Origin of the sequence: Pseudomonas sp. Z4-20, from assembly GCF_051131955.1 — a bacterium.
Classification (GTDB): Bacteria; Pseudomonadota; Gammaproteobacteria; order Pseudomonadales; family Pseudomonadaceae; genus Aquipseudomonas; species Aquipseudomonas marvdashtae.
The window spans coordinates 5,085,488-5,108,066 of the sequence record NZ_CP071641.1 but is presented as its reverse complement, the minus strand read 5'-3'; the positions used below and the strand labels follow the sequence as shown (position 1 = coordinate 5,108,066).

The 22,579-nt window shown below is 62.1% G+C and carries 19 protein-coding genes; 12 read left to right on the top strand and 7 right to left on the bottom strand.

The window, feature by feature from the left end:
* The first annotated feature begins 4 nt into the window (after positions 1-4).
* From parE to J3P82_RS23375, 5 genes are all read left to right on the top strand, one after another.
* Entirely contained in the window at positions 5-1,909 is a 1,905-nt protein-coding gene (gene parE, locus J3P82_RS23395) for a DNA topoisomerase IV subunit B (RefSeq protein WP_434558909.1), read from the top strand.
* Complete coding sequence (locus tag J3P82_RS23390) at positions 1,909-2,895, top strand: esterase-like activity of phytase family protein (protein ID WP_434558907.1); 987 nt, start codon at positions 1,909-1,911, stop codon at positions 2,893-2,895. The genes parE and J3P82_RS23390 overlap by 1 nt, the downstream gene beginning before the upstream one ends.
* Positions 2,892-3,413, top strand: a complete 522-nt coding sequence (locus tag J3P82_RS23385) for a retropepsin-like aspartic protease family protein (RefSeq protein ID WP_186645264.1) — start codon at positions 2,892-2,894, stop codon at positions 3,411-3,413. Before J3P82_RS23390 ends, J3P82_RS23385 begins: the two co-directional genes overlap by 4 nt.
* A 10-nt stretch (positions 3,414-3,423) precedes the next feature.
* Complete coding sequence (parC, locus tag J3P82_RS23380; protein ID WP_434558905.1) at positions 3,424-5,688, top strand: DNA topoisomerase IV subunit A; 2,265 nt, start codon at positions 3,424-3,426, stop codon at positions 5,686-5,688.
* A gap of 178 nt (positions 5,689-5,866) precedes the next feature.
* The gene (locus J3P82_RS23375; protein WP_434558903.1) at positions 5,867-6,571 is read left to right on the top strand and encodes a PqiC family protein; all 705 of its coding nucleotides are present in this window, start codon (positions 5,867-5,869) and stop codon (positions 6,569-6,571) included.
* 112 nt (positions 6,572-6,683) lie between these two features.
* Here the strand turns inward: J3P82_RS23375 and J3P82_RS23370 are convergent, their stop codons facing one another.
* Positions 6,684-8,201, bottom strand: coding sequence for an AhpA/YtjB family protein (locus tag J3P82_RS23370; RefSeq protein ID WP_434558901.1), 1,518 nt, complete (start codon positions 8,199-8,201; stop codon positions 6,684-6,686).
* Positions 8,202-8,335: 134 nt separating this feature from the next.
* On the opposite strand from J3P82_RS23370, the gene serB reads away from it, so the two are divergent.
* Entirely contained in the window at positions 8,336-9,550 is a 1,215-nt protein-coding gene (gene serB, locus J3P82_RS23365) for a phosphoserine phosphatase SerB (RefSeq protein ID WP_186638451.1), read from the top strand.
* A 75-nt stretch (positions 9,551-9,625) separates the two neighbouring features.
* On the opposite strand, the gene J3P82_RS23360 is transcribed toward serB, so the two are convergent.
* From J3P82_RS23360 to J3P82_RS23345, 4 genes are all read right to left on the bottom strand, one after another.
* A complete protein-coding gene (locus J3P82_RS23360) occupies positions 9,626-11,389 on the bottom strand; it encodes a molecular chaperone (RefSeq protein ID WP_434558899.1) in 1,764 nt (587 codons plus the stop codon).
* A gap of 127 nt (positions 11,390-11,516) precedes the next feature.
* Positions 11,517-12,377: an archaetidylserine decarboxylase gene (asd, locus tag J3P82_RS23355; RefSeq protein ID WP_434558897.1), complete on the bottom strand. Its 861-nt coding sequence runs from the start codon at positions 12,375-12,377 to the stop codon at positions 11,517-11,519.
* Between the two features lie 19 nt (positions 12,378-12,396).
* Complete coding sequence (locus J3P82_RS23350) at positions 12,397-13,212, bottom strand: rhodanese-like domain-containing protein (RefSeq protein ID WP_434558895.1); 816 nt, start codon at positions 13,210-13,212, stop codon at positions 12,397-12,399.
* A gap of 42 nt (positions 13,213-13,254) precedes the next feature.
* Complete coding sequence (locus tag J3P82_RS23345) at positions 13,255-14,793, bottom strand: HDOD domain-containing protein (protein WP_434558893.1); 1,539 nt, start codon at positions 14,791-14,793, stop codon at positions 13,255-13,257.
* A gap of 167 nt (positions 14,794-14,960) precedes the next feature.
* Between J3P82_RS23345 and motA the strand changes: the two genes are divergently transcribed.
* Both motA and motB read left to right on the top strand, forming a co-directional pair.
* On the top strand, positions 14,961-15,812 hold the full coding sequence (gene motA / locus J3P82_RS23340) for a flagellar motor stator protein MotA (RefSeq protein ID WP_434558891.1): 852 nt from the start codon (positions 14,961-14,963) through the stop codon (positions 15,810-15,812).
* 3 nt (positions 15,813-15,815) lie between these two features.
* On the top strand, positions 15,816-16,862 hold the full coding sequence (gene motB, locus J3P82_RS23335) for a flagellar motor protein MotB (RefSeq protein WP_434558889.1): 1,047 nt from the start codon (positions 15,816-15,818) through the stop codon (positions 16,860-16,862).
* Positions 16,863-17,081: 219 nt separating this feature from the next.
* On the opposite strand, the gene rsgA is transcribed toward motB, so the two are convergent.
* Entirely contained in the window at positions 17,082-18,113 is a 1,032-nt protein-coding gene (rsgA, locus tag J3P82_RS23330) for a small ribosomal subunit biogenesis GTPase RsgA (RefSeq protein WP_434558887.1), read from the bottom strand.
* A gap of 109 nt (positions 18,114-18,222) precedes the next feature.
* Between rsgA and orn the strand changes: the two genes are divergently transcribed.
* Both orn and J3P82_RS23320 read left to right on the top strand, forming a co-directional pair.
* The gene (gene orn, locus J3P82_RS23325) at positions 18,223-18,765 is read left to right on the top strand and encodes an oligoribonuclease (RefSeq protein ID WP_186615618.1); all 543 of its coding nucleotides are present in this window, start codon (positions 18,223-18,225) and stop codon (positions 18,763-18,765) included.
* Positions 18,766-18,884: 119 nt separating this feature from the next.
* A complete protein-coding gene (locus J3P82_RS23320; RefSeq protein ID WP_186615643.1) occupies positions 18,885-19,499 on the top strand; it encodes a TRIC cation channel family protein in 615 nt (204 codons plus the stop codon).
* On the opposite strand, the gene queG is transcribed toward J3P82_RS23320, so the two are convergent.
* Complete coding sequence (queG, locus tag J3P82_RS23315; RefSeq protein ID WP_434558885.1) at positions 19,481-20,560, bottom strand: tRNA epoxyqueuosine(34) reductase QueG; 1,080 nt, start codon at positions 20,558-20,560, stop codon at positions 19,481-19,483. The two genes, J3P82_RS23320 and queG, sit on opposite strands and share 19 nt — an antisense overlap.
* Before the next feature lie 63 nt (positions 20,561-20,623).
* Between queG and J3P82_RS23310 the strand changes: the two genes are divergently transcribed.
* The gene (locus J3P82_RS23310) at positions 20,624-22,123 is read left to right on the top strand and encodes an NAD(P)H-hydrate dehydratase (protein ID WP_434558883.1); all 1,500 of its coding nucleotides are present in this window, start codon (positions 20,624-20,626) and stop codon (positions 22,121-22,123) included.
* On the top strand, positions 22,111-22,578 hold the full coding sequence (tsaE, locus tag J3P82_RS23305; RefSeq protein WP_434558881.1) for a tRNA (adenosine(37)-N6)-threonylcarbamoyltransferase complex ATPase subunit type 1 TsaE: 468 nt from the start codon (positions 22,111-22,113) through the stop codon (positions 22,576-22,578). The genes J3P82_RS23310 and tsaE overlap by 13 nt, the downstream gene beginning before the upstream one ends.
* The last annotated feature ends 1 nt before the right edge of the window (position 22,579 follow it).

The following is a 22,579-nucleotide window of genomic DNA, read 5'->3' as shown; positions in this document are numbered from 1 at the left end:
CCCCATGGCCACTCCCAGCGCTAGCTCTTATAACGCAGACGCCATCGAAGTCCTCTCGGGCCTCGACCCGGTGCGCAAGCGCCCCGGCATGTACACCGACACCAGTCGGCCGAACCACCTCGCCCAGGAAGTCATCGACAACAGCGTCGACGAAGCCTTGGCCGGGCATGCGAAGTCGGTGCAGGTCATCCTGCATGCCGATCACTCCCTGGAAGTCAGCGACGACGGTCGCGGCATGCCGGTGGACATTCACCCTGAAGAAGGCGTGTCGGGCGTCGAGCTGATCCTCACCAAGCTCCACGCCGGCGGCAAGTTTTCCAACAAGAACTACCAGTTCTCCGGCGGTCTGCACGGGGTGGGTATTTCCGTGGTCAACGCGTTGTCGACCCAGGTGCGGGTGCGGGTCAAGCGTGACGGCAATGAATACCAGATGACGTTCGCCGACGGCTACAAGGCCACCGAGCTGGAAGTGGTCGGCACCGTCGGCAAGCGCAACACCGGGACCAGTGTGTATTTCGCCCCGGACCCGAAGTATTTCGATTCGCCGAAGTTTTCCGTCAGCCGCCTCAAGCACGTGCTCAAGGCCAAGGCCGTGTTGTGCCCGGGGCTGTTGGTCAGTTTCGAGGACAAGGCCACCGGCGAGAAAGTCGAATGGCATTACGAAGACGGCCTGCGCTCCTACCTGATGGACGCGGTCAACGGTTTCGAGCGTCTGCCCAACGAGCCGTTCTGCGGCAGCCTGGCCGGTAACAAGGAAGCGGTGGATTGGGCGCTGCTGTGGCTGCCCGAAGGCGGCGAAAGCGTCCAGGAAAGCTACGTCAACCTGATCCCTACGGCTCAGGGCGGTACTCATGTCAACGGGCTGCGCCAAGGCCTGCTCGACGCCATGCGCGAATTCTGCGAGTTCCGCAACCTGCTGCCCCGCGGTGTGAAGCTGGCGCCGGAAGACGTCTGGGAACGCATCGCCTTTGTCCTGTCGATGAAGATGCAGGAACCGCAATTTTCCGGCCAGACCAAGGAACGCCTGTCGTCCCGCGAGGCGGCGGCGTTTGTCTCCGGCGTGGTCAAGGATGCGTTCAGCCTGTGGCTCAACGCCAACCCTGAGACCGGCCTGGCCCTGGCGGAGCTGGCGATCAACAACGCCGGCCGTCGTCTCAAGGCCAGCAAGAAGGTCGAGCGCAAGCGCATCACCCAAGGGCCGGCGTTGCCGGGCAAGCTCGCCGATTGCGCCGGGCAGGACCCGATGCGTTCCGAGCTGTTCCTGGTGGAAGGTGACTCCGCCGGCGGTTCGGCCAAGCAGGCGCGGGACAAGGAGTTCCAGGCGATTCTGCCGCTGCGGGGCAAGATCCTCAACACCTGGGAAGTGGACGGCAGCGAAGTGCTGGCCAGCCAGGAAGTGCATAACATCGCGGTGGCCATCGGTGTCGATCCGGGCGCCGCAGACATGAGCCAGTTGCGCTACGGCAAGATCTGTATCCTCGCCGACGCCGACTCCGACGGCCTGCACATCGCCACTTTGCTGTGTGCGTTGTTCGTCCAGCACTTCCGTCCGCTGGTGGACGCCGGTCATGTCTATGTGGCGATGCCTCCGCTGTATCGCATCGACCTGGGCAAGGAAATCTACTACGCCTTGGACGAAGCCGAGCGCGACGGCATCCTCGATCGCCTGGTGGCCGAGAAGAAACGTGGCAAACCGCAGGTCACCCGATTCAAGGGCCTGGGCGAGATGAACCCGCCGCAGCTGCGTGAAACCACCATGGACCCGAACACCCGCCGTCTGGTGCAGTTGACCTTGGATGATTTCGAGGCGACCTCGGAAATGATGGATATGTTGCTGGCGAAGAAACGCGCCGGCGATCGCAAATCCTGGCTCGAATCCAAAGGGGACCTGGCCGAGGTCCTGGCCTGATGCGCAACGGGTTCGCCCTGGCGCTTTTGCTGTGGACGGGGGTGGTAGTTGCAGGGCCCGTGCCGGAATTGAAGCTGCTGTCCGAGCACGCCGTCGATGGCCTGCGCGGCGGCAACCTGTCCGGGCTTGCGCTGTGCGGCAGCGAGATGTGGACCGTGTCCGATCGCGACGATGACCAAATCTACCGCCTCAAACCCGACGATGCGTCGGTTTGGCAGGCTGAAGCGGTGGCTATCGAAGTGCCGCAGGTGCCGGACAGCGGTTTGCCCTTGGGCTTGAGCTCGCGGACGTGGGCGGCGTCGTTTCTGCGCGGTGGCGAGCTGGATTTCGAAGGCATCAGCTGCGACAACGCTGGCAATCGCTACGTGGTCAGCGAGTCCCATGCCGCCGTGCTGCTCGTTCCGCCAACCGGGGCGGCGTCCTGGCTGAAAATCGCCCCGACCTTGATCCGTCAGGCCCGGGGCAGCGGTATGCTATTGCATTTCAACGCGCTGTTAGAAGGCCTGGCCGTGAGCCCCGCCGGCGACCAGCTATGGCTGGCGGCCGAACGCGAGCGTCGGGGGCTGTTATTGATCAAGCGTCAGCAGACAGTATGGGATTGCGATGGCAATTGTGTGTTGCTGAGCGAAGCGGGAAAGCAAATGCAGCCCGAGCAGTTTTCCAAGCCGAAGGCGGTGTCGCGGGATTTCGCCGATCTGTCATTGTTCGACGGCAAGCTGTTTACCCTGGAGCGAAACGCCTATCAGGTCTGCCGGCGTGACCCGCAGACCGCCAAGGTCGAGCGCTGCTGGTCATTCGCCGCCGAGGCGCTGAAGGGTGAGCGTCTTTATCCACAGCCCTTCGGCCTGGCCGAAGCGCTGGTAGTGGACGCAGGTGGCGTGTGGATCGGCCTGGATAACAATAATGGCAAGCGCGCCGACGGCGAAACGCGGCCGATCGTCTGGCGTTTTGCCGCGCCGACGGGTGGCTGGAGCGCCACGCCATGAGCCAGCAACCGCCGGGCAAGCGCGCCGGCCGGGTGCTGATGATCGTGGCTTGGTGCGCGGCGCTGTTTCTGGCGACGCGGTTTTTCGCCCAGTGGGAGCAGCGCGAGCACAATCCCAACACCGAGGTGTATTCGCAAAAGGGCGAAGGATTTATCGAGGTGAAGCTGGTCGGCAATAAACAGGGGCATTTTGTCGCCAGCGGCCAGATCAACGGCCAGCCGGTGGATTTCATGCTCGACACCGGGGCCACCGATGTGGCGGTCCCGCAGGAACTGGCCGAGCGGCTGAAGCTGGAAAAAGGTTTTGGCGTGACATTGAGCACCGCCAACGGATTGAGCGAAGGTTATCGCACCCGCATCGACCGGCTGCAATTGGGTGACATCGTCTTGCGCGATGTCCGCGCCCTGGTGGCGCCAGGCCTGGGTGGCACGCAGGTGCTACTGGGCATGAGCGCCCTGAACAAACTTGAATTTACCCAGCGCGACGGCACCATGCTGTTGCGCCAGACAACGAACTGATGAGGCCCGCATGAGCGACATTCTTGCAGACAGCTTAGACGGCGTAGAACGCCGGTCGCTGGCTGACTTCACCGAAAATGCCTACCTCAATTACTCCATGTACGTGATCATGGACCGCGCCTTGCCGCACATCGGCGACGGTCTCAAGCCGGTTCAGCGACGGATCATCTACGCCATGAGCGAGTTGGGGCTGGACGCTGACTCCAAGCACAAGAAGTCGGCGCGGACCGTCGGTGACGTGCTCGGTAAATTCCACCCCCACGGCGATTCGGCTTGCTACGAAGCCATGGTGCTGATGGCCCAGCCGTTCAGCTATCGCTACACGTTGGTGGACGGGCAGGGTAACTGGGGTGCGCCGGACGATCCCAAGTCCTTCGCGGCCATGCGTTATACCGAGGCGCGGCTGTCGCGCTATTCCGAGGTGCTGCTCAGCGAACTGGGCCAGGGCACCGCGGATTGGGGGCCGAACTTCGACGGAACCCTCGACGAACCCTTGGTTTTGCCGGCACGTTTGCCGAATATCCTTCTCAATGGCACGACTGGCATCGCCGTGGGCATGGCCACCGATGTGCCGCCGCACAACCTGCGGGAGGTGGCCACGGCCTGCGTGCGCCTGTTGGACGAGCCAAAAGCCACCGTGGAGCAGCTCTGCGAGCATATCCAAGGCCCGGACTACCCGACCGAAGCGGAAATCATCACTCCCCGCGCCGATCTGCTGAAAATCTACGAGACCGGCCGTGGTTCGGTGCGCATGCGTGCTGTTTATCACATCGAAGACGGCGACATCATTGTCACGTCGCTGCCCCATCAGGTTTCCGGGGCCAAGGTGATGGAGCAGATTGCCGCGATGATGCAGGCGAAGCCATCGAAGGCGCCGCAAGTTGCTGACCTGCGTGACGAGTCCGACCACGAGAACCCGTGTCGCCTGGTGATTATTCCGGTCAATAGCCGGGTCGACCACGACGCGCTGATGCAGCACCTGTTCGCCAGCACTGACCTGGAGTCCAGCTACCGGGTCAACATCAACATCATCGGCCTGGACGGCAAGCCACAGCTGAAAAACCTGCGGGCATTGCTGGTGGAATGGCTGGAATTCCGGGTCAAGACCGTGCGCCGGCGCTTGCAATTTCGCCTGGACAAAGTCGAGCGCCGCTTGCACCTGTTGGATGGTTTGCTGATTGCCTACCTCAACCTGGATGAAGTGATCCACATTATCCGTACCGAGGAGCACCCCAAGGCCAGCCTGATCGAGCGTTTCGCCCTGAGCGAAATCCAGGCCGACTACATTCTCGATACCCGACTGCGGCAGTTGGCGCGCCTGGAAGAAATGAAGCTGCGGGCCGAGCAGGATGAATTGCTCAAGGAACAGGCCAAGCTGCAAGCCCTGCTGGGCAGCGAAGCCAAGCTCAAGAAACTGGTACGCACCGAACTGCTCAAGGACGCCGAAACCTACGGTGACGACCGCCGCTCGCCTATCGTCGAGCGCGCCGAAGCCAAGGCACTGACCGAACATGATCTGTTGCCGAACGAGAAAGTGACGGTTGTGCTGTCGGAAAAAGGTTGGGTGCGCTCCGCCAAGGGGCACGATATTGACGCTGCCGGGCTTTCCTACAAGGCTGGAGATGGTTTCAAGGCCTTGGCGCCTGGGCGCTCAAACCAGTTTGCGGTGTTCATCGATTCAACCGGGCGCAGTTATTCGGTGCCGGCCCATACCTTGCCTTCGGCTCGCGGCCAGGGCGAACCGCTTACCGGACGATTAACTCCACCGCCGGGTGCAACTTTTGAATGCGTGCTGATGCCTGATGATGACGGGCTATACGTTATCGCGTCGGACGCCGGTTACGGGTTCGTCGTCAAGGGTGAGGACCTGCAAGCCAAGAACAAGGCGGGCAAGGCGCTGTTGAGCCTGCCGAACAACGCCAAGGTCATTGCGCCGCGTCTGGTCTGCGACCGCGAGAACAATTGGCTGGCCTCGGTGACGACCGAGGGGCGGTTGCTGGTGTTCAAGATCAGCGACCTGCCACAGCTGGGGAAAGGCAAAGGCAACAAGATTATCGGTATTTCCGGCGAACGGGTGGCGAGTCGCGAGGAATATGTCACGGATATTGCAGTGATTCCCGAGGGTGCCACGCTTGTGCTTCAGGCAGGAAAGCGGACGCTATCTTTGAAGGCGGACGATCTTGAGCATTACAAGGGTGAACGCGGTCGGCGGGGCAACAAGCTTCCGAGGGGTTTTCAGCGGGTGGATGCGCTGCTCGTCGAAAACCTCAATTAAGCGTACTAGAGGGCTCGGTCTGCGATTAAAACCCGCAGATCGGTACTTTGGCGCTGGAGTCGGGACGCATATTCACGGATGATAGGCCCTTTCAAGCGCCGGCGTGGCCGAGCGTTCTTCATAATGACCGAGTATTTTTCACTGTGGTAAGCCTTGTGGCCGCCACCTGGACGAGACGATGACTGCTCTGCGCCTTCCTATTTTTTGGCTCGCCGGCCTGCTTGGCCTGGCGGGCTGCAGCATCAATCAACCGGTGTCGCTGTACCAACTGGACAGCGGTACTCCGGCCATGCCTGCGCAAAGCGCGGGCATGGCCGTATTGCTCGGCCCGGTGCTGATTGCCGATTACCTTCAGCGTGAAACCCTGTTGCAACGCCAGCCAGACGGCAGCCTGCAGGCCGCCACGGACGGACGCTGGGCTGGCAGCTTGTCTTCCGACATCGATCAGTTGTTGCTGCGCCAGATTGCGGGCCATTTGGACAGTCAGCGCGTAGTGCTGGCCCCCGCCACCCAGGGATTCTCCCCAGATGTTCAGGTCCTGCTGTCGATTACCCGGCTGGACTCAGGCGAATCCCAGCCAGCGGTCCTCGATGCCCAGTGGCGACTGATCGACCGTCGCGGCAAGGTTCGCGAAAACCGCATTGTTCATCTGCAAGAACCGCACGTGGGCTCCACTGCTGCGCAGGTCCAGGCACAAGGCGTGCTCTTGCAGCGCCTGGCCGAGCAGTTGTCCGTGTCGCTCAAGCCGCTGGCCAACCAGCCGCCTATCGCAGAGGTCCCACGCAAGGCTGCTCCCGCCCCAGCAAAACCGGTAGAAAAGGAAAAGGACAAGATTCCCATGGCCTTGCCGATTCGTACGGACATGGAAGTGTTCAGGTTCTGATAGCCGGACCGGATACAGCACAAAGCCAGCATTGATGCGGGCTTTGTCGTTTATATAAAAAGCCCGCGGACGATCACTCGTCCGCGGGCTTCGTTATTTCAGATGCCGAGGCTCAGGCCTGGCGCTCATGCATTCGCGCCAGTTGCCGCTCCAGCATCGATGGATAAGGCTCCATCAATCGCTCTACACAGCAGGCGCCTTCGGGGCTGGCGATGGGGCGGATACGCGCGCGCTGGCGGATCAGGGCGTCGTCGTTGATCTTGCGCTCCACCAGCAGCAGGTTGCGGCTGTGTTGGGAGAGGGCCAGTGCGTCCTGGGCTGTTTCGGTCAACAGCAAGTCGATCTGGCTCAGGCCGAACAGGCTGTCGCCGAGGGTCAGGCCTAGTTGCAACTGCAGGGTGATGCCACTGTCGGCAACCTCGATCTGCAACTGATGACCCAATGCCCGCAACAATTCACCGCAGCAGATGGCATTGGTCAGGTAGTCGTCGCCGCTGTCCTCGGTGTGGAACAGCATCAGTGTGCTGCCGTCGTTCAGGGTGTGCAGTTCGCCCTGATAAAGCGATGCCGCCTGGTCGAGGCAGTCGCGATAACGTTCGAGCAGTTCCTTCAGGCGGGCCTGGGGCAGGCGTCGCAATTGATCCTGGGCGCCCAGTTGAACGGCTAGTACGGCGCTGTGCTGTGGCAGGTTCGAGGCGACAGGGCGGGCGATCGGTTGAGGCGCGCCGGCGACCGTTTCGTCTCGCAAGTCGGCGAAGGCATCGTCGTCTTCATCGTCTTCAACCGTACGCACCACATGACGCGGCACAGGGCGGGAAGCAGGCATCGGCGCACTTTCGTCAAAGCCAGGGTCGCGCAGGTTGCGCACTTCAAATCCCGGCTCGGCATCGTCCTCATCGACGTAGTCGACGTCTTCGGGCTCCGGCACGGGCTCAGGCTCCGGCGCGAAACTGGCGTGGAGTTGCCGGGCCAGGTCGCCAATTTCGTCCTGGCGCTGGGTCGCGGGTGTGTGTTCATCGATGTCCCGCAGCCAGACGCGCAATTGCAGCAGCGGCGTAGAGATATGCCGTCCCAGGCGCAGGCTCAAGGCCAGTGCCAGTGCCAACAATATCGCGCTGAGAATGCCCATGCTCTGCAGGCTGATGGTCATCGGCTGCTGGAACTGATCCATGTCCAGGCTGATGCGCAATTGCCCGGCGGTCACGTCCTGGAACGTGATCTTGCTCTGGTACATGCCACCGGTTTCACCCAGCAAGCCCGGCTTGGGACGCTGGCCGGCCTCCGCCAGGATGCGGTTGTCCACGCTGTAGATGGCGGCGTGGGCGACCAGTTTGTTCTTGGTCAGGTTGTTGAGCAGCACGTTGAGGCTGAGGATGTCGTTGGACACCAGCAACTCGGTGGCGGACGTGGCGGTCTGGGTGGTCAGGCTTTCGCCCAGGGCATCCGCCTGCTCGTGCATGGCCTGCTTGAACTGCAAACCCATCACGCAGGCATAGATGACCAGGGCCAGGGCGACCAGGATCACGTTATGGCTGGCAATGCGTAATGCAATCGGCACGCGGCGATGGCGCAGTGCACGGAAGATCAGCAGAAAGAAATTGTCGGTTTTGACTGGCGTGGGCCGGTTCACTGAGCTCGGCTCTTTGTCCGTGAAATTGACGCGCAGTATAGCGATAGCCCCATGACCGGCAAAGCACTGGCGGTGCCCGATGGTCACTGAATGTGGGTAGAATGCGGTTTTTTTTCCACCTGCGGGGGTGCGCCTTGCGCGAAATCGTCCTGATAAACATCACTGGCAGCGACCGTCCGGGTCTGACTGCGGCCATTACCGGCGTTCTGGCCCAGGGTGGTGTGAACATTCTCGACATTGGTCAGGCGGTGATCCACGACACGCTGTCGTTCGGCATCCTGGTTGAAATCCCGGATACCGAGCAGGGCAAGTCGGTGCTCAAGGACATCCTGTTTACCGCCTACAAGCTTGACCAGCAGGTGCGTTTCACCCCGGTATCGGAAGCCGATTACCAAAACTGGGTAGCCGGGCAGGGCAAAAAACGGCACATCGTGACGCTGTTGACTCGCAAAGTCACCGCCGAGCAATTGCAGCGCGTCAGTTCGATCACGGCGAAATATGGCCTGAACATCGACCACATCGACCGGCTGTCCGGGCGCATGCCGCTCGATACCCCGGCCGACCAAGGCAAGGGCTGCATCGAGTTTTCCGTGCGCGGCGAACCTGCCGATCCCCAGGCGTTGCGTGCTGAATTCCTCAGCGTGGCCCAGGAGCTGAACGTCGACATCGCGTTCCAGGAAGATTCGCTGTTTCGCCGTAACCGCCGCCTGGCGGTGTTCGACATGGACTCGACGCTGATCGAAGCCGAAGTGATCGACGAGTTGGCCAAGGCTGCCGGCGTCGGCGACAAGGTGTCGGCCATCACCGAGCGGGCCATGGCCGGCGAGCTGGATTTCCGGGCCAGCTTCAAGGAGCGCCTGGCGCTGCTGCAAGGCCTGGATGTGAGCGTGCTGGATTCCATCGGCGCTTCCCTGCGCCTGACCGAGGGAGCCGAAACCCTGTTCGCCGAACTCAAGCGCCTGGGCTACAAGACCGCGATTCTGTCGGGCGGCTTCACGTATTTCGCCAAGCAGTTGCAGGCCAAGCTCGGTATCGACTACGTGTTCGCCAACGAGCTGGAAGTGGTGGACGGCAAGGTGACCGGCGTGGCGGTCGAGCCGATCGTCGATGCCCAGCGCAAGGCGGATCTGCTGCGGGAACTGGCCGCCAAGGAAGGCCTGCGCCTGGAGCAGACCATCGCCGTAGGTGACGGAGCCAACGATCTGCCGATGCTGGCCATCGCCGGCCTCGGCGTGGCGTTCCGGGCCAAGCCGCTGGTCAAGCAGTCGGCCAGGCAGGCGATTTCAACCTTGGGGTTGGATGGGGTGTTGTATCTGCTGGGCTTCAGGGATCGTGACGGGCAGGTTTGAACCCTGCATCATTTTCCAGGGCATACGCTCTTGTGGCGAGGGAGCAAGCTCCCTCGCCGCGGGATCAGTCGTTTTTTAGAGTGACTTCCACAGCGAATCAAAATCGCCTTCCTTGTCACTGCCATCCTCACCAGTGCCTGAGTCTTCAGGGTGATAAGCAAACTGATTGAAGCTGTGGGTGCTGGTCACGCGCCGGTCCAGCGAGGCCCGCCTTTCCTGTCCGTTGGCATTGATCAATACCTGTTGGCCCTCTTGGAAGGGTAGGCGCGGAGCGATCATGGTGGGCGGCAGGTCGATCGCGCTGATTTCCGGCAGTAGCAATCCCCGCAGGTAATGTCCCTGGTCGCTCTGTTCGCGGAGCAGTTGCAGGCCGCAAGGCTGGGCGTGGGGCGCGACCAGCTCGATGCCCATCTGCATGGCGCCATTGCGTACCTGGCGGATCCAGCGCACCACGGCGATGCTCCAGGTCTGATCGTTGGCGTCACGAATGCCGATCATCTCCCCGGCCTGCAATTGTTCCGGCACCTCTTTCGGCCAGCCAAGGCAGTAACCGCCCGGGCTGTGGTTGATGATTGGCAGGTCGTAAGTTGGAAAGTGATGCTGATTGTCGGAGCTGGTACTGTCGTCATCTGCCGGATTGACCGGGTACTCGATTTCTTCGTAGGGCAGCAGCTCGCTGTCACCGGCTGGTGCGGCGTCGAAGGCCTGGCTCCAAGTGTCGTTTTTCCTGGTCGTCGAGGGCTCGAACCGGGCCTTGCGTGTCGCTGGATTCTTTAGGATTTCGCTGAAGGAGCGCTCCCCTCCAAGGTAGTAGTGCAGCGCGCTCATGCCCACGCACAACGTCAGTGTTCCGTTGCCCTCGGTGCGCTGGAAGCTGCGCTCGGCGGCCTCGCCCCAGGCGGCTTGCAGGTGGTGCAGGGTGTCGGCACTCATGCCGGCGGGCACTGGCAGCGATGATTCGACAGGCTGCGCCAGATGGGCGGTGATCGCGCGTACCAACGGTTCAAGTTCGAAACCCAGCAGGCCAGGTTGCTGCTCGGCGCGAAATTTGGAGCGATACCGCGGTCCGACATCCAGTTGCGGTGCGACGGCGAAAAGGCTGGTGGCGGCGCTGGCGAGCGGGTCCAGCTTGACCCACTGGCTCCACGATTCCAGGACCTCGGCCAGTCGCGCGATCTGGCTCTGGCGCAACTGATTGCTGCGCGAGGCGCCTAGCAGCAGGGCGACGACGTAGGTCTGCTCGGCGCTCAACTGATGAACCTGGCTGGCCAGCTCATCGCTGACGCTCAGGTGCTGCAGCTTGTGCTGGCAGGCGATCCGGTACAGCTGGTGCAAATCAAGCCAAAGCCCCTCGGGTACCGGGCTGTACAGCTGGCTGGCGCGCAACAGGTTGCCGTCGAGGGCATGTAGCGCCCGTTGCACTGCGGTGCCGAGCAGGCGCGCCCGATCCTTGCTGAACTTGGGTGAGAGGCGTACGACTATTTGCTTGTAACCCATCGCCAGATGGGTTTGCAGGGCCTGGCACAGGTTGACGATCTTGCGCGAGCGGTCGTCCAGCACAATGGCCTGCTGCAGGAAGTGTCGCTCCAGGTGCTTGCAAACGTAATAAACCTCGGGCCGCAGCAGTTCGAGCAGTTGCAGGCGATTGTCGCTGGGGGTGAGCAGCTGGTTCAGCTCGCCGAGCGCCTGATACAACAGGCGGGCGGTTTCGCCGATGTTGGCCTTGGGCAGGTTGGCAATCCAACGCTTGAGGTCGCGAGGCGTGGCATCGCAAAAGGACAGGCGCGACTGGGTCGGTGTCGAAACACGCAGTAGCTGGAGAGGGCTGGTCTCATTCATGCCGTGGGCAGGCTCCGGCGGGAAATGAAGGGGATGTTTCCAACTCTAGCAGTTATGGGCGAAAAGGCGCGTCCGATGTCGGGTGCCAAGTGGGAGCGACAGGCCTCGCCCCCACCTGGCCGATGAATCAGGCTTTGGGCAGCGCCAAGCCTTGGCCCATCTGCACCGGCGAGCCGGCTACCAGGTCTTCGGTCCACTTCACTTGATCCGGCCCGAACAGCACGATAGCGGTCGAACCCAGTTTGAAGCGGCCCAGCTCGGCGCCTTTTTCCAGATGAATCGGCGCACGGGCGGCTTCGTCGTAACGGAAGGTCTTGAGTTCGCGCTTGGGCGGTGTCACCAGGCCGGCCCAGACCGTCTCGATGGACGCCACGATCATTGCACCCACCAGCACCACGGCCATCGGGCCGCGTTCGGTGTCGAAAATGCAGGCGACGCGCTCGTTACGGGCAAACAGTTCCGGAACGTTTTCGGCAGTGGTCTGGTTGACCGAGAAGATTCGGCCGGGGATGTAGACCATTTCCCGCAAAGTGCCGGCCAGCGGCATGTGCACGCGGTGATAATCCTTGGGCGACAGGTAGATGGTAGCGAAATCGCCGCCCATGAACGGCGCCGCGTTGGCCGCCTCACCGCCCAGCAGCTCCAGCACACTGAAGCTGTGGCCCTTGGCCTGGAACACCCGGCCATGCTCGATCGGGCCGAGCTGGCTAACGGCGCCATCGGCAGGGCTGAGAATCGCGCCGGGGGTTTCGTCCAGAGGGCGCGCGCCCTCTTTCAGAGCGCGAGTAAAGAAGGCATTGAAGTGCTCGTAAGCCGTCAGGTCTTCCACCAGAGCCTGGGACATGTCCACCTGGTAGCGCTTGGCGAACCAGGCCGTGAAGGCATTCTTGAACCAGTGCACTCGGCACTCGGCGATGCAGCCGGCCAGCCGTGACAGCAAATGGTGCGGCAGCAGGTACTGGGAGAGGATGAACAAGCGGTTTTTCATTAAGTGTCCTTAAAAATCTTCAAAGCTCGATAGGAGTGTCAGGGCGGTTGCCCCATTCGCCCCAGGAACCGGCATAGCCTTTGACTCGCGGATAACCGAGCGCCTTGGCCACCAGATAGGTGAAGCCAGAGCGGTGGTGAGTCTGGCAGTGGGTGATGACTTCTTTGTCAGGCGTAATGCCCAGTTGTTCGAGTATTTGCGGCATGTCCTTGCGGATACGCAGGTTGCGCGCCGGGTCCATGCCTGCGGTCCATTCAAAGTTGACTGCTCCAGGGATGTGTCCGCCCCTGGCCGCAACGACTTTTTCGCCGGAATATTCGAGCGGGCCGCGTGCATCCCAGATTGCCAGGTCGCTGGCGCCCAGGCGGCTTTGCAAATATTCGCGGGTAGCGGTGGGGGCTTCGTGCAGGGTCAGGCTTACCGAGCCCGCGACTGTCGCCGGGACTTCAGCGGAGACTGGCAGGCCCTCGTCCAGCCAGGACAGCACACCGCCATCGAGGTAGTGGTAGTTCGAGTGGCCGATCACGTCCAGCAGCCAGATAAAACGTCCGGCCCAGCCGCCGCCTTCGTCGTCGTACACCACGTAGACCGCACCGGGGGTGTGTCCAAGTTCACCGAACAGCGCCTCAAGGTCCGCTTTGGCCGGCAACAGGCCTGGCGCCGGGGGTTGGCCAAGCTGGGTGCGCTTGGGGTCGACGAAATACGCGCCAGGAATATGCCCGGTGCTGTAGCGGGCGGCGCTGGTCAGGTCCACCAGAATCAGGTTCGGAGTGTCGAGGCGCGGGAGCAGTTCGCTCGGCTCGATGACCAAAGGCAAGCCAGAGAAGTCAGGCATGTGAGGCCTCCTGGGGCGCAAAGGGAAAGGATTGTAGCAAGTTCAGCGACCACGGTTGGTAAAGGTATGCAGCGCCCTTTCGATGCATTGCGAGGTTTTGCCGAAGGCCTGTACGGTCACGTCCGAGAACGGCCCGCCACCCTGGTCCACCGCGACCAGCATGATCACCCGGCCGTTGCAGGTCAGTGAGCGCAACAGCAAGTGCTCGCCCTTGAACAGGCTGCGCAGGCCCGGCGGCAGCAAAGCCCAATACTGGGCATTGTTCTCCGGGTTCAGGCGAACCTGGGCCTGCTGGGCCAGCAGTCGCTGCAGGACCTTGCTCTGGCTGATGGAGAAACTCATCGCCGCCGCCTCTTTGGGCAGGCCGGCGGTCTGATGCACGCGCACACTGGTCTGGCTGCGGTCGGCCATCAAGATCATTACCCGGCGCATTCCGCACGCCACCAGAGCGTTGCGGGCCGAGGTCGTCAAATGCATGGCATTGCTGAAGGGGCTGGGTTCCACCAACAGCGCGGCGCATTGCTTGCGCCATTGGGTCAGGTCTTCGGCGCTGGGCGGCGCGGCCGGGAGCAAGCCCGGGTGGACGCGGCGGCTGCCCCAGGGCCAGATCAACGCCACGGCCGGATGCCAGAGGTCTGGCAGGGTGTTTTGGCGGGCGCTGGTGACAGCTTGTTGATGAAGCTGCTGCTGGAGCTCGTCCATTGGCATTTGCAGATACAGGCTTGTGAGGTACTGCCAACGAGCGCTAGACGGGCTGTCCCAAGCCTGTTGCGCCGCCAGCGCCAGGCCGTTGGCCAGCAACACGGTATTGGCGGGCTGGTTAAGCCAGCGCCGCAGGGTTGGGTCGTCGTCGAGCCGATTCTGCTGGCGTAGCGGGTGATCGCTGTCGCGCGCAATGCGCAGCACTTTTATTAGTTCGCGGCGCTCGTTGAGCAGCAGGCGATAGCCCTGCATCACCCACGCCGGCAGGCGCCACCGTTCTACCAGCGCCAGGCAGATTTGCAACAGGCCGACGCCGAACAGCTCGCGCTCGACCTGATCGGCCGGTTGGCCTTTATGGATCACCCGCAACTCCCACTCACCCAGCAGCCGCGGGTGAGTCAGCGCCAATGGCCAGAGCGGCGAGAGAAACAACAGGCTGCCCCAATGAATGTCCTGCCACAGCCGAGCCAGGCGGTTGGCAAAAAAACCGTTGGCCTGCTGCGTGGCGTGCTGGCTGATCAATTGCAGTTGGCGCAGGGCTACAGGAATCTGATGCTCCGGCAACGAGGGCAGGCGGGCAAGCAACTCTTCGGTGCGCTTGAGACCCAGGCGGTTGATCGCCACTTCGAGATTTTCCGCCGGTTCCGCCAGGGTGCCGTGGGTGTGATGGTTAGCCTCGCGGATGACACTCAGGGCCAGCGCGGGGCTGCCCTGCATCAATTCGGCGATGTCGCGTAGCGAGCGGCGGCTGTCGGCAATAGCCTTGCAGACCAGGTCATGACTGGCCTGGGGCACCGGCAAGTGGACGCCTTCGAGCAGCTTTACCCAGCCTTCGAGCGTGGCGGGTCGCGGAGTTGGAACCTTCGTTTCGTTAGCCATGACTAGACGCGATCTTCACATGAGGTATCAACGCCCGGAACGGGGCAAAATTGGCTTTTCGCCAGAACTGGCTATAGTCTGGCGCAGTTTCGCCGATAAGTAGAAGAAGAGATTTTTCAGCTTCCGAATGTGACCTTGAACCCGACTTAAATAAGTACTTTCTACCTATGGCTAAAATTATCGGCATCATTGTCGTGTTCGCGAGCGTGCTCGGCGGATACGTGCTCTCCCATGGCAAGATCGCAGCCCTGGTCCAACCTTTCGAGGTATTGATCATTGGCGGTGCGGCCCTTGGCGCTTTCCTGCAGGCCAACCCTGGCTATATGACCATGCACGTGCTCAAGAAATCCTTGAGCATGTTCGGCTCGCGTTTCAGCCACACCTTCTACCTGGAAGTGCTGGGGCTGGTTTACGAGATCCTCAACAAAAGCCGCCGTGAAGGCATGATGGCGATTGAAGGCGATATCGAAGATGCCGCCTCCAGCCCGATCTTTGCCAAGTACCCCACCGTACTGAAGGATGAGCGCATGACCGCGTTCATCTGTGATTACCTGCGCATCATGTCGTCCGGCAACATGGCGCCCCATGAGCTCGAAGGCCTGTTCGACATGGAGCTGTATAGCCTCAAGGAAGATCTGGAGCATCCATCGCACGCGGTCAACGGCATCGCCGACGGCATGCCCGGTTTCGGTATCGTCGCGGCGGTATTGGGTATCGTGGTGACCATGGCGTCCCTGGGAGAGGGCGACCAGGCGTCCATCGGCCTGCACGTAGGTGCGGCGCTGGTAGGTACGTTCTTCGGTATTCTGGCCGCCTATGGCTTCTTCGGCCCGCTGGCCCATTCCCTGGCCCACGACGCCAAGGAAGAGCTCAATGTCTACGAGGCCATCAAGGCCTCGCTCGTGGCCTCCGCCTCGGGCATGCCGCCATCCCTGGCGGTGGAGTTCGGTCGCAAGGTCCTGTACCCGGCGCATCGTCCAAGCTTCGCCGAGCTGGAACAAGCGGTTCGCGGTCGCTAAGCAATGGAAAATAATCAGCCGATCATCGTTAAGCGCATCAAGCGCATTGCCGGCGGACACCATGGTGGTGCCTGGAAAATCGCCTTTGCCGACTTCGCGACGGCGATGATGGCGTTCTTCCTGGTGCTGTGGCTGCTGTCCACCGCGACCCCGGAACAGAAGATCGCCATCGCCGGGTACTTCAAGGATCCGGTCGGTTTTTCCGAGAGCGGCACGCCGTACATCATCGATCTGGGCGGCTCGCCCGTCCTCGCGCCGGAAAATACGCTCAACCCCGAGGTCAAGTCGCAGCCTCAGCCCGACAAGGCGACTGTCGACGCCAATGAGGCCGAAGGCATGGCCGAGCAGGTCGAGCGGGAGCGCCTGGAGTTGCTGCTGCAAGAATTGCAGAACAAGGTCGAAGAGAACCCGGAACTGCAGAAATTCAAGGACCAAATCCTCTTCGAGATTACCCCGAACGGCCTGCGCATCCAGATCATGGACGCCGATAACCGGCCGATGTTCGACTCGGGCAGCGCGCGGCTGAAACCGTATTTCGAAGACATCCTGCTGGCCATGGCCGACACCATCAAAGCGGTGCCGAACAAGATCAGTATCAGCGGTCACACCGATGCCAAGCCTTTTGTCGGCAAAGGCGACTTTGGTAACTGGGAGCTGTCGGCCAACCGGGCCAACGCAGCGCGGCGCGCCCTGGTGGCGGGCAGCTACCCGGACGAGCAAGTGGCGCGGGTCGTCGGTTACGCGTCCTCGGCGCTGTTCGATCGCAAGGAACCGTTCAACCCGGTCAACCGGCGGATTGATATCGTGGTGTTGACCAAGAAGGCGCAGAAAGCCATCGAAGGTTCGCAGACCGACGATCCGGCGCCAGACCCAGCTCAAAGCGAAGGCGCGCCGGGTGAAGTGCCCACTGCACCCGTGACGCCTGCCGCAGCGGCTGATCCGAACGCGCTGCCAGCGGACCAGCAGCCGGTGCAGGCCCATGAGTTGCGCGAGCGCCTGAACCTGTTCGACGACGCCGCGCCGAAACCGGCGGAACCGCCAGCGCAGTGACCCAATAAAAAAGCCGACATCATTGTCGGCTTTTTGTTGGGCTACCTTTCACTCGAGGCTTGCTTGCTTTTGTGGCGAGGGAGCTTGCTCCCGCTCGGCTGCGCAGCAGTCGCAAGGCCGGACAACTCGGTCTGGCTGGAGACTGTGGGGCCTGCTTCGCAGTCCAGCGGGAGCAAGCTCCCTCGCCACAAGAGTGATCGGCTTGATATTGCGTGCCGTTCAGTAACTGCTTTCCGGCAGGCTGGCGATGATCGAGCGGTAGCTGTTCATCCGCTGCTGATGCACGCGACCTTCTTCCAGTGCCTTGAGCAGGGCACAACCGGGCTCGCGGTCGTGCTTGCAATCACGGAAGCGGCAGGTGCCGATCAGCTCGTTGAACTCGATGAACCCGGCCTCGACATCGCTCCGGCTGACATGCCCCAGGCCGAATTCACGGATACCCGGCGAGTCGATCAACTCACCGCCACCGGGGAAGTGGAACAGCCGCGCGGTGGTGGTGGTGTGGGTGCCTTGGCCGGACAGCTCGGACAACGGCCCGACGCGGGTCTCGACGTCCGGCAGCAAGCTGTTGACCAGCGAAGACTTGCCGACGCCGGACTGGCCGACGAACACGCTGATGCGCCCATCCAGTTGCTGCTGAAGTTGCTCCATGCCGTTGCCGTGATGAGCCGAGACTTCCAGCACCGGGTAACCCAGGTCCCGATAGACCGACAGCAGCGCATTGAGCGCCGGGGCATTGTGTTCGTCGATCAGGTCGAACTTGTTGAGCAACAGCAACGGACGGATGCCGGCGTGCTCGGCTGCCACCAGGTAGCGGTCGATCAGGTTGGCATGAGGCTCGGGCAGCGGGGCGAACACGATGACGATCATGTCGACGTTGGCGGCCACCGGCTTGAGTTGGCCTCGGCTGTCCGGACGGCACAGCTCGGTGTGGCGCGGCAATTGCGCGACGATTACGCCGATGCCCTGGTTGCCGGCGCGCCAGACGACCTGGTCGCCGGTCACCAGCGCCGGCAGGTTGGCGCGCAAGTGGCAACGGAAAACCTGGCCGGCCAATTCGCCTTCCTTGGCCTCGACCTCGACCTGCACACCGAAGTGCGCGATCACCAGCCCGGTCTGTTCCGGGCCCAGGTCACCGCCTTCCAAGGCTTCGACAGCGCTGGATTCGCGTTTGGCGGCGCGGGCGGCGCGCTCACCCTGGATCTTTTCGATGCGCCAGTTCTGACGACGATTGAGTTGGCGTTTGGCCATGGGTGTTCCGTATGAAGAAATGCAGCGAATAGGGTAAAACGGCGGCGAGTTTAGCACGCCCCGGGGGCTGCCTAGGCTAAACTGCGCAGCTACGCCGAGGAGCTTTCCCATGCAAAACCCGCAAAACCTCATCTGGATCGACCTGGAAATGACCGGTCTGAACCCGGACACCGACGTCATCATCGAAATGGCCACCATCGTCACCGACAGCGATCTCAACACCTTGGCCGAAGGCCCGGTAATCGCTATCCATCACAGCGATGAGATCCTGGCCGGCATGGACGAGTGGAACACCCGCCAGCACGGTGGTTCGGGCCTGACCCAGCGGGTGCGCGACAGCAAGATCAGCATGGCCGAGGCGGAAGCCCAGACCATCGCCTTCCTCGAGCAATGGGTGCCGAGGGGCAAATCGCCGATCTGCGGCAACAGCATCTGTCAGGACCGGCGCTTCCTGTATACCCACATGAAATCGTTGGAAAGCTATTTCCACTATCGCAACCTGGACGTCTCGACCCTCAAGGAGCTGGCCGCCCGCTGGGCCCCCGAGGTCCGCGACAGCTTCCAGAAAGGCAGCACGCACCTGGCCCTGGATGACATTCGCGAGTCCATTGCCGAGTTGCAGCATTACCGCAAGCATTTCATCAAGTTCTGATCAGGTACGCAGTGCGCTCTTGTGGTGAGGGGATTTATCTGTGTTGGACAGGTAGGCGCTGCCCTCTTTTGGTGCCAGCCCAAACTGGCTAGACTGCGCGCCTTCCTGCAAGGACCGCCATCATGCTGCTGATGCTGTATCTGATCGCCATAACCGCCGAAGCCATGACCGGCGCGCTGTCTGCCGGGCGACGGGGCATGGACTGGTTCGGCGTGGTGTTGATCGCCTGCATCACGGCGCTGGGTGGCGGCTCTGTGCGGGACGTGCTGCTAGGGCACTACCCGCTGACCTGGGTCAAGCATCCGGAATATCTGGTGCTGACCACCGCGGCCGCCATGCTGACGGTATTCCTGGCGCGCTGGATGCGTCACTTGCGCTCACTGTTCCTGGTGCTCGACGCCGTGGGCCTGGTGGCGTTCACCTTGATTGGGTGCATGACCGCGCTGGAGATGGGGCACGGCATGTTGGTGGCGTCGGTCAGCGGCGTAATAACAGGAGTGTTCGGCGGCATCCTCCGGGACATTTTCTGCAACGATATCCCGCTGATCTTCCGCCGTGAGCTTTATGCCAGCGTCTCGTTTGCCGCCGCGTGGTGCTATTTGTTATGCGTCTTCCTGCAACTGCCCAGCGAACAGTCGATCCTCATCACGCTGTTTGGCGGTTTCCTGCTGCGGCTCCTGGCAATCCGCTTCCACTGGGAAATGCCCAAGTTCGTCTATAACGACGAAGTCTGACGCTCGGCGTGCTGGCGCAACGCCCATTCCACATGTTCCTGCACCAAGGCTGACGGATAGCCCCGTCGCGCCTTCAACGCTTCCATTACCGGTATCGTCGTAGGCGCGTTCCCGAGCCCCACCGCCAGGTTGCGCAGCCAGCGTTCGTAACCGGCGCGGCGCAGTGGCGAACCCTCGGTGCTGCTGAGGAACTTGTCCTCGTCCCACATGAACAACTCGGCCAGTTCGGCATTGTCCAGGTTGTGACGGGGCTTGAAGTCGCCTTCACCCGACGGCCGGGCGAAGCGGTTCCACGGGCAGACGATCTGGCAGTCGTCACAGCCGAACACCCGATTGCCGATCAACGGCCGCAGGTCCTCAGGGATGGCATTTTTCAGCTCGATAGTGAGGTAGGAAATACACCGCCGTGCATCCAGTATGTAAGGACCGATGAATGCGTTGGTAGGACAGATATCCAGGCAGGCGGTACATTTTCCGCAATGTTCGCTGGCGTGGGGCGGGTCCACTGGCAGCGGGAGATCGACGAACAGTTCGCTCAGGAAGAAATAGCTGCCGGCTTTGCGGTTCAGCACCAGGGTGTTTTTGCCGATCCAACCCAGCCCGGCCTGTTCGGCGATGGCTTTTTCCAGCACTGGCGCGCTATCGACGAACGCGCGATAGCCAAAGGGGCCAATGGCCGCCTGGATTTTTTCTGCCAGTTGCTGCACGCGTTTACGGATCAATTTGTGGTAATCGCGGCCCAACGCATAACGCGAGACGTAGGCTTTTTCCGGTTGGGCAAGCCGTTGCGCCATTTGCGTGTCGCCTGGCAGGTAATCCATGCGCAGGGACACCACGCGCAAGGTGCCGGGCACCAATTCTTCTGGATGCGAGCGCTTGCTGCCGTGGGCGCCCATGTAGTCCATTTCGCCATGGTAACCGGCCTCGAGCCAGCGTTGCAGGTGCTGTTCATGCTCGGCGAGGTCCAGGCCGCTGATGCCGACCTGCTGGAAACCCAGCTCGCGGCCCCAGTCCTTGATGGATTGGGCGAGAGTGGCAAGATCGGTGGGAATGGCAGGCATGAGGCGAGAGAAACCGGAGCTGAGATGCGTATAATTCTGCCAGACATCGGAGCCCGAAGACGCATGCCGCAGACTAAAGATGATTTTCCCGACGCGCTGTACAGTGCCGCGCAGGTCCGGGCCCTCGACGCACAACTGATCGCGGCGGGCACCAGCGGCTTCGAATTGATGCAGCGCGCCGCCCGTGCCACCTGGCGAGCCATTGTCCGGCGCTGGCCCGAGGCCAGCGAGCTGACCGTGCTGGCCGGCCATGGCAACAACGCCGGCGATGGCTACCTGGTCGCGACCCTGGCCCGGCGCGCCGGCAGGTCGGTCCGAGTGCTGGCGGTGGGTGAGCCCCGGCGTTTGCTCGGTGATGCCGCCAATGCCCACGCCGAAGCCGTGGCGGTTGGTGTGCCAGTAGAACCCTGGACGGACGAATGCGAGTTGCGGGGTGTATTGCTCGACGCACTGCTCGGCACGGGGCTGAGTGGTGATGTGCGCGAGCCTTATGTGCGGGCCATCGATACCATCAATGTCAGTGGCCTGCCGGTCGCTGCTGTGGATATCCCCTCGGGATTGTGTGCCGATACCGGTCGAGTGCTGGGCACTGCAGTGACCGCTGACCTGACCGTGACTTTCATCGGCCTGAAGCTCGGCCTGTTCACGGGTGATGCAGCGGACCGGGTCGGCGAGTTGTTTTTCAATGACTTGCACGCGAACCCGGACATCGTTGAATCGGCGCCGGTCGATGCTCGATTGCTCCTGCCGCGCAATCTGCCACGTCTGACGCCTCGCGCGCCCACCTCCCACAAAGGCAAGTTCGGTCATGTGTTGTTGATCGGCGGCGACCGGGGCTTCGGCGGCGCGATCCAGATGAGCGCCGAAAGCGCCCTGCGCTGCGGCGCGGGCATGATTTCCATGGCGACGCGCAGCGAGCATGTGACCTGCGTCCTGGCGCGTTTGCCGGAAGTCATGGTGCAAGGCACCCATTCGGCGAACCAGCTGATGGGCCTACTCAAGCAGGCCAGCGTGCTGGTGGTCGGGCCGGGCCTGGGCCAGGCCGCTTGGGGGCGCAGCCTGCTCTCGGCGGCGGCCAATGCGCCGTTGCCGCAGGTTTGGGATGCCGATGCGCTGAACCTGTTGAGCAGTGGCGCGGTAAGCCTGCCCGGGCATTGCGTCATCACCCCACACCCGGGCGAGGCGGCGCGATTGCTGGGGATCTCCACCTTCCAGGTGCAGGCCGATCGTCCGGCCGCCGCCCATGCGTTGAGCAAAAAATATACAGCCACCGTGATCCTCAAGGGCGCCGGCAGCCTGATTGCCAGCCCGGACGGTCGCCTGGCCGTTTGCCGCCAGGGTCATCCGGCCATGGCCACGGCTGGCCTGGGAGATGTATTGGCCGGCGTGGTCGGCGCCTTGCTGGCCCAGGGCCTGGAAGGCTTCGACGCGGCCTGCCTGGCGGTCTGGTTGCACGCCAACGCCGGTGCGCAAGCCGGTCAACGGGCGCGGGGATTGGTGGCGACCGACCTGATTCCGGTCATTCGTCAGTTATTGGAGGAGCATTCACCGTGTCTGAAGTAACCCTGTACGTGGCGGACGAACAAGCCATGACACAATTGGGCGCCCGCATCGCGCAGATCACCGCCGGCCACGGCCTGATTTTTCTTGAAGGCGACCTCGGGGCGGGGAAAACCACCTTGTCCCGTGGCATCATCCGCGGTCTCGGCCACGTCGGGTCAGTCAAGAGCCCGACGTTTACCTTGGTCGAGCCCTACGAAATCGGTGACATCCGCGCCTTTCATTTCGACCTGTATCGGCTGGTGGACCCCGAAGAATTGGAGTTCCTCGGCATCCGTGATTATTTCGAAGACGACGCCTTGTGCCTGATCGAATGGCCCCGCAAGGGTGCAGGCTTTTTGCCAAAGCCTGACCTGACCATTACCATTGGCGCGCAGAATGGCCCGCGTTCGGTGAAACTGTCTCCGCAGGGCTCGCGTGGCGAGTCGTGGTGTGCCGCTTTGGCATTGGAAAACTAAT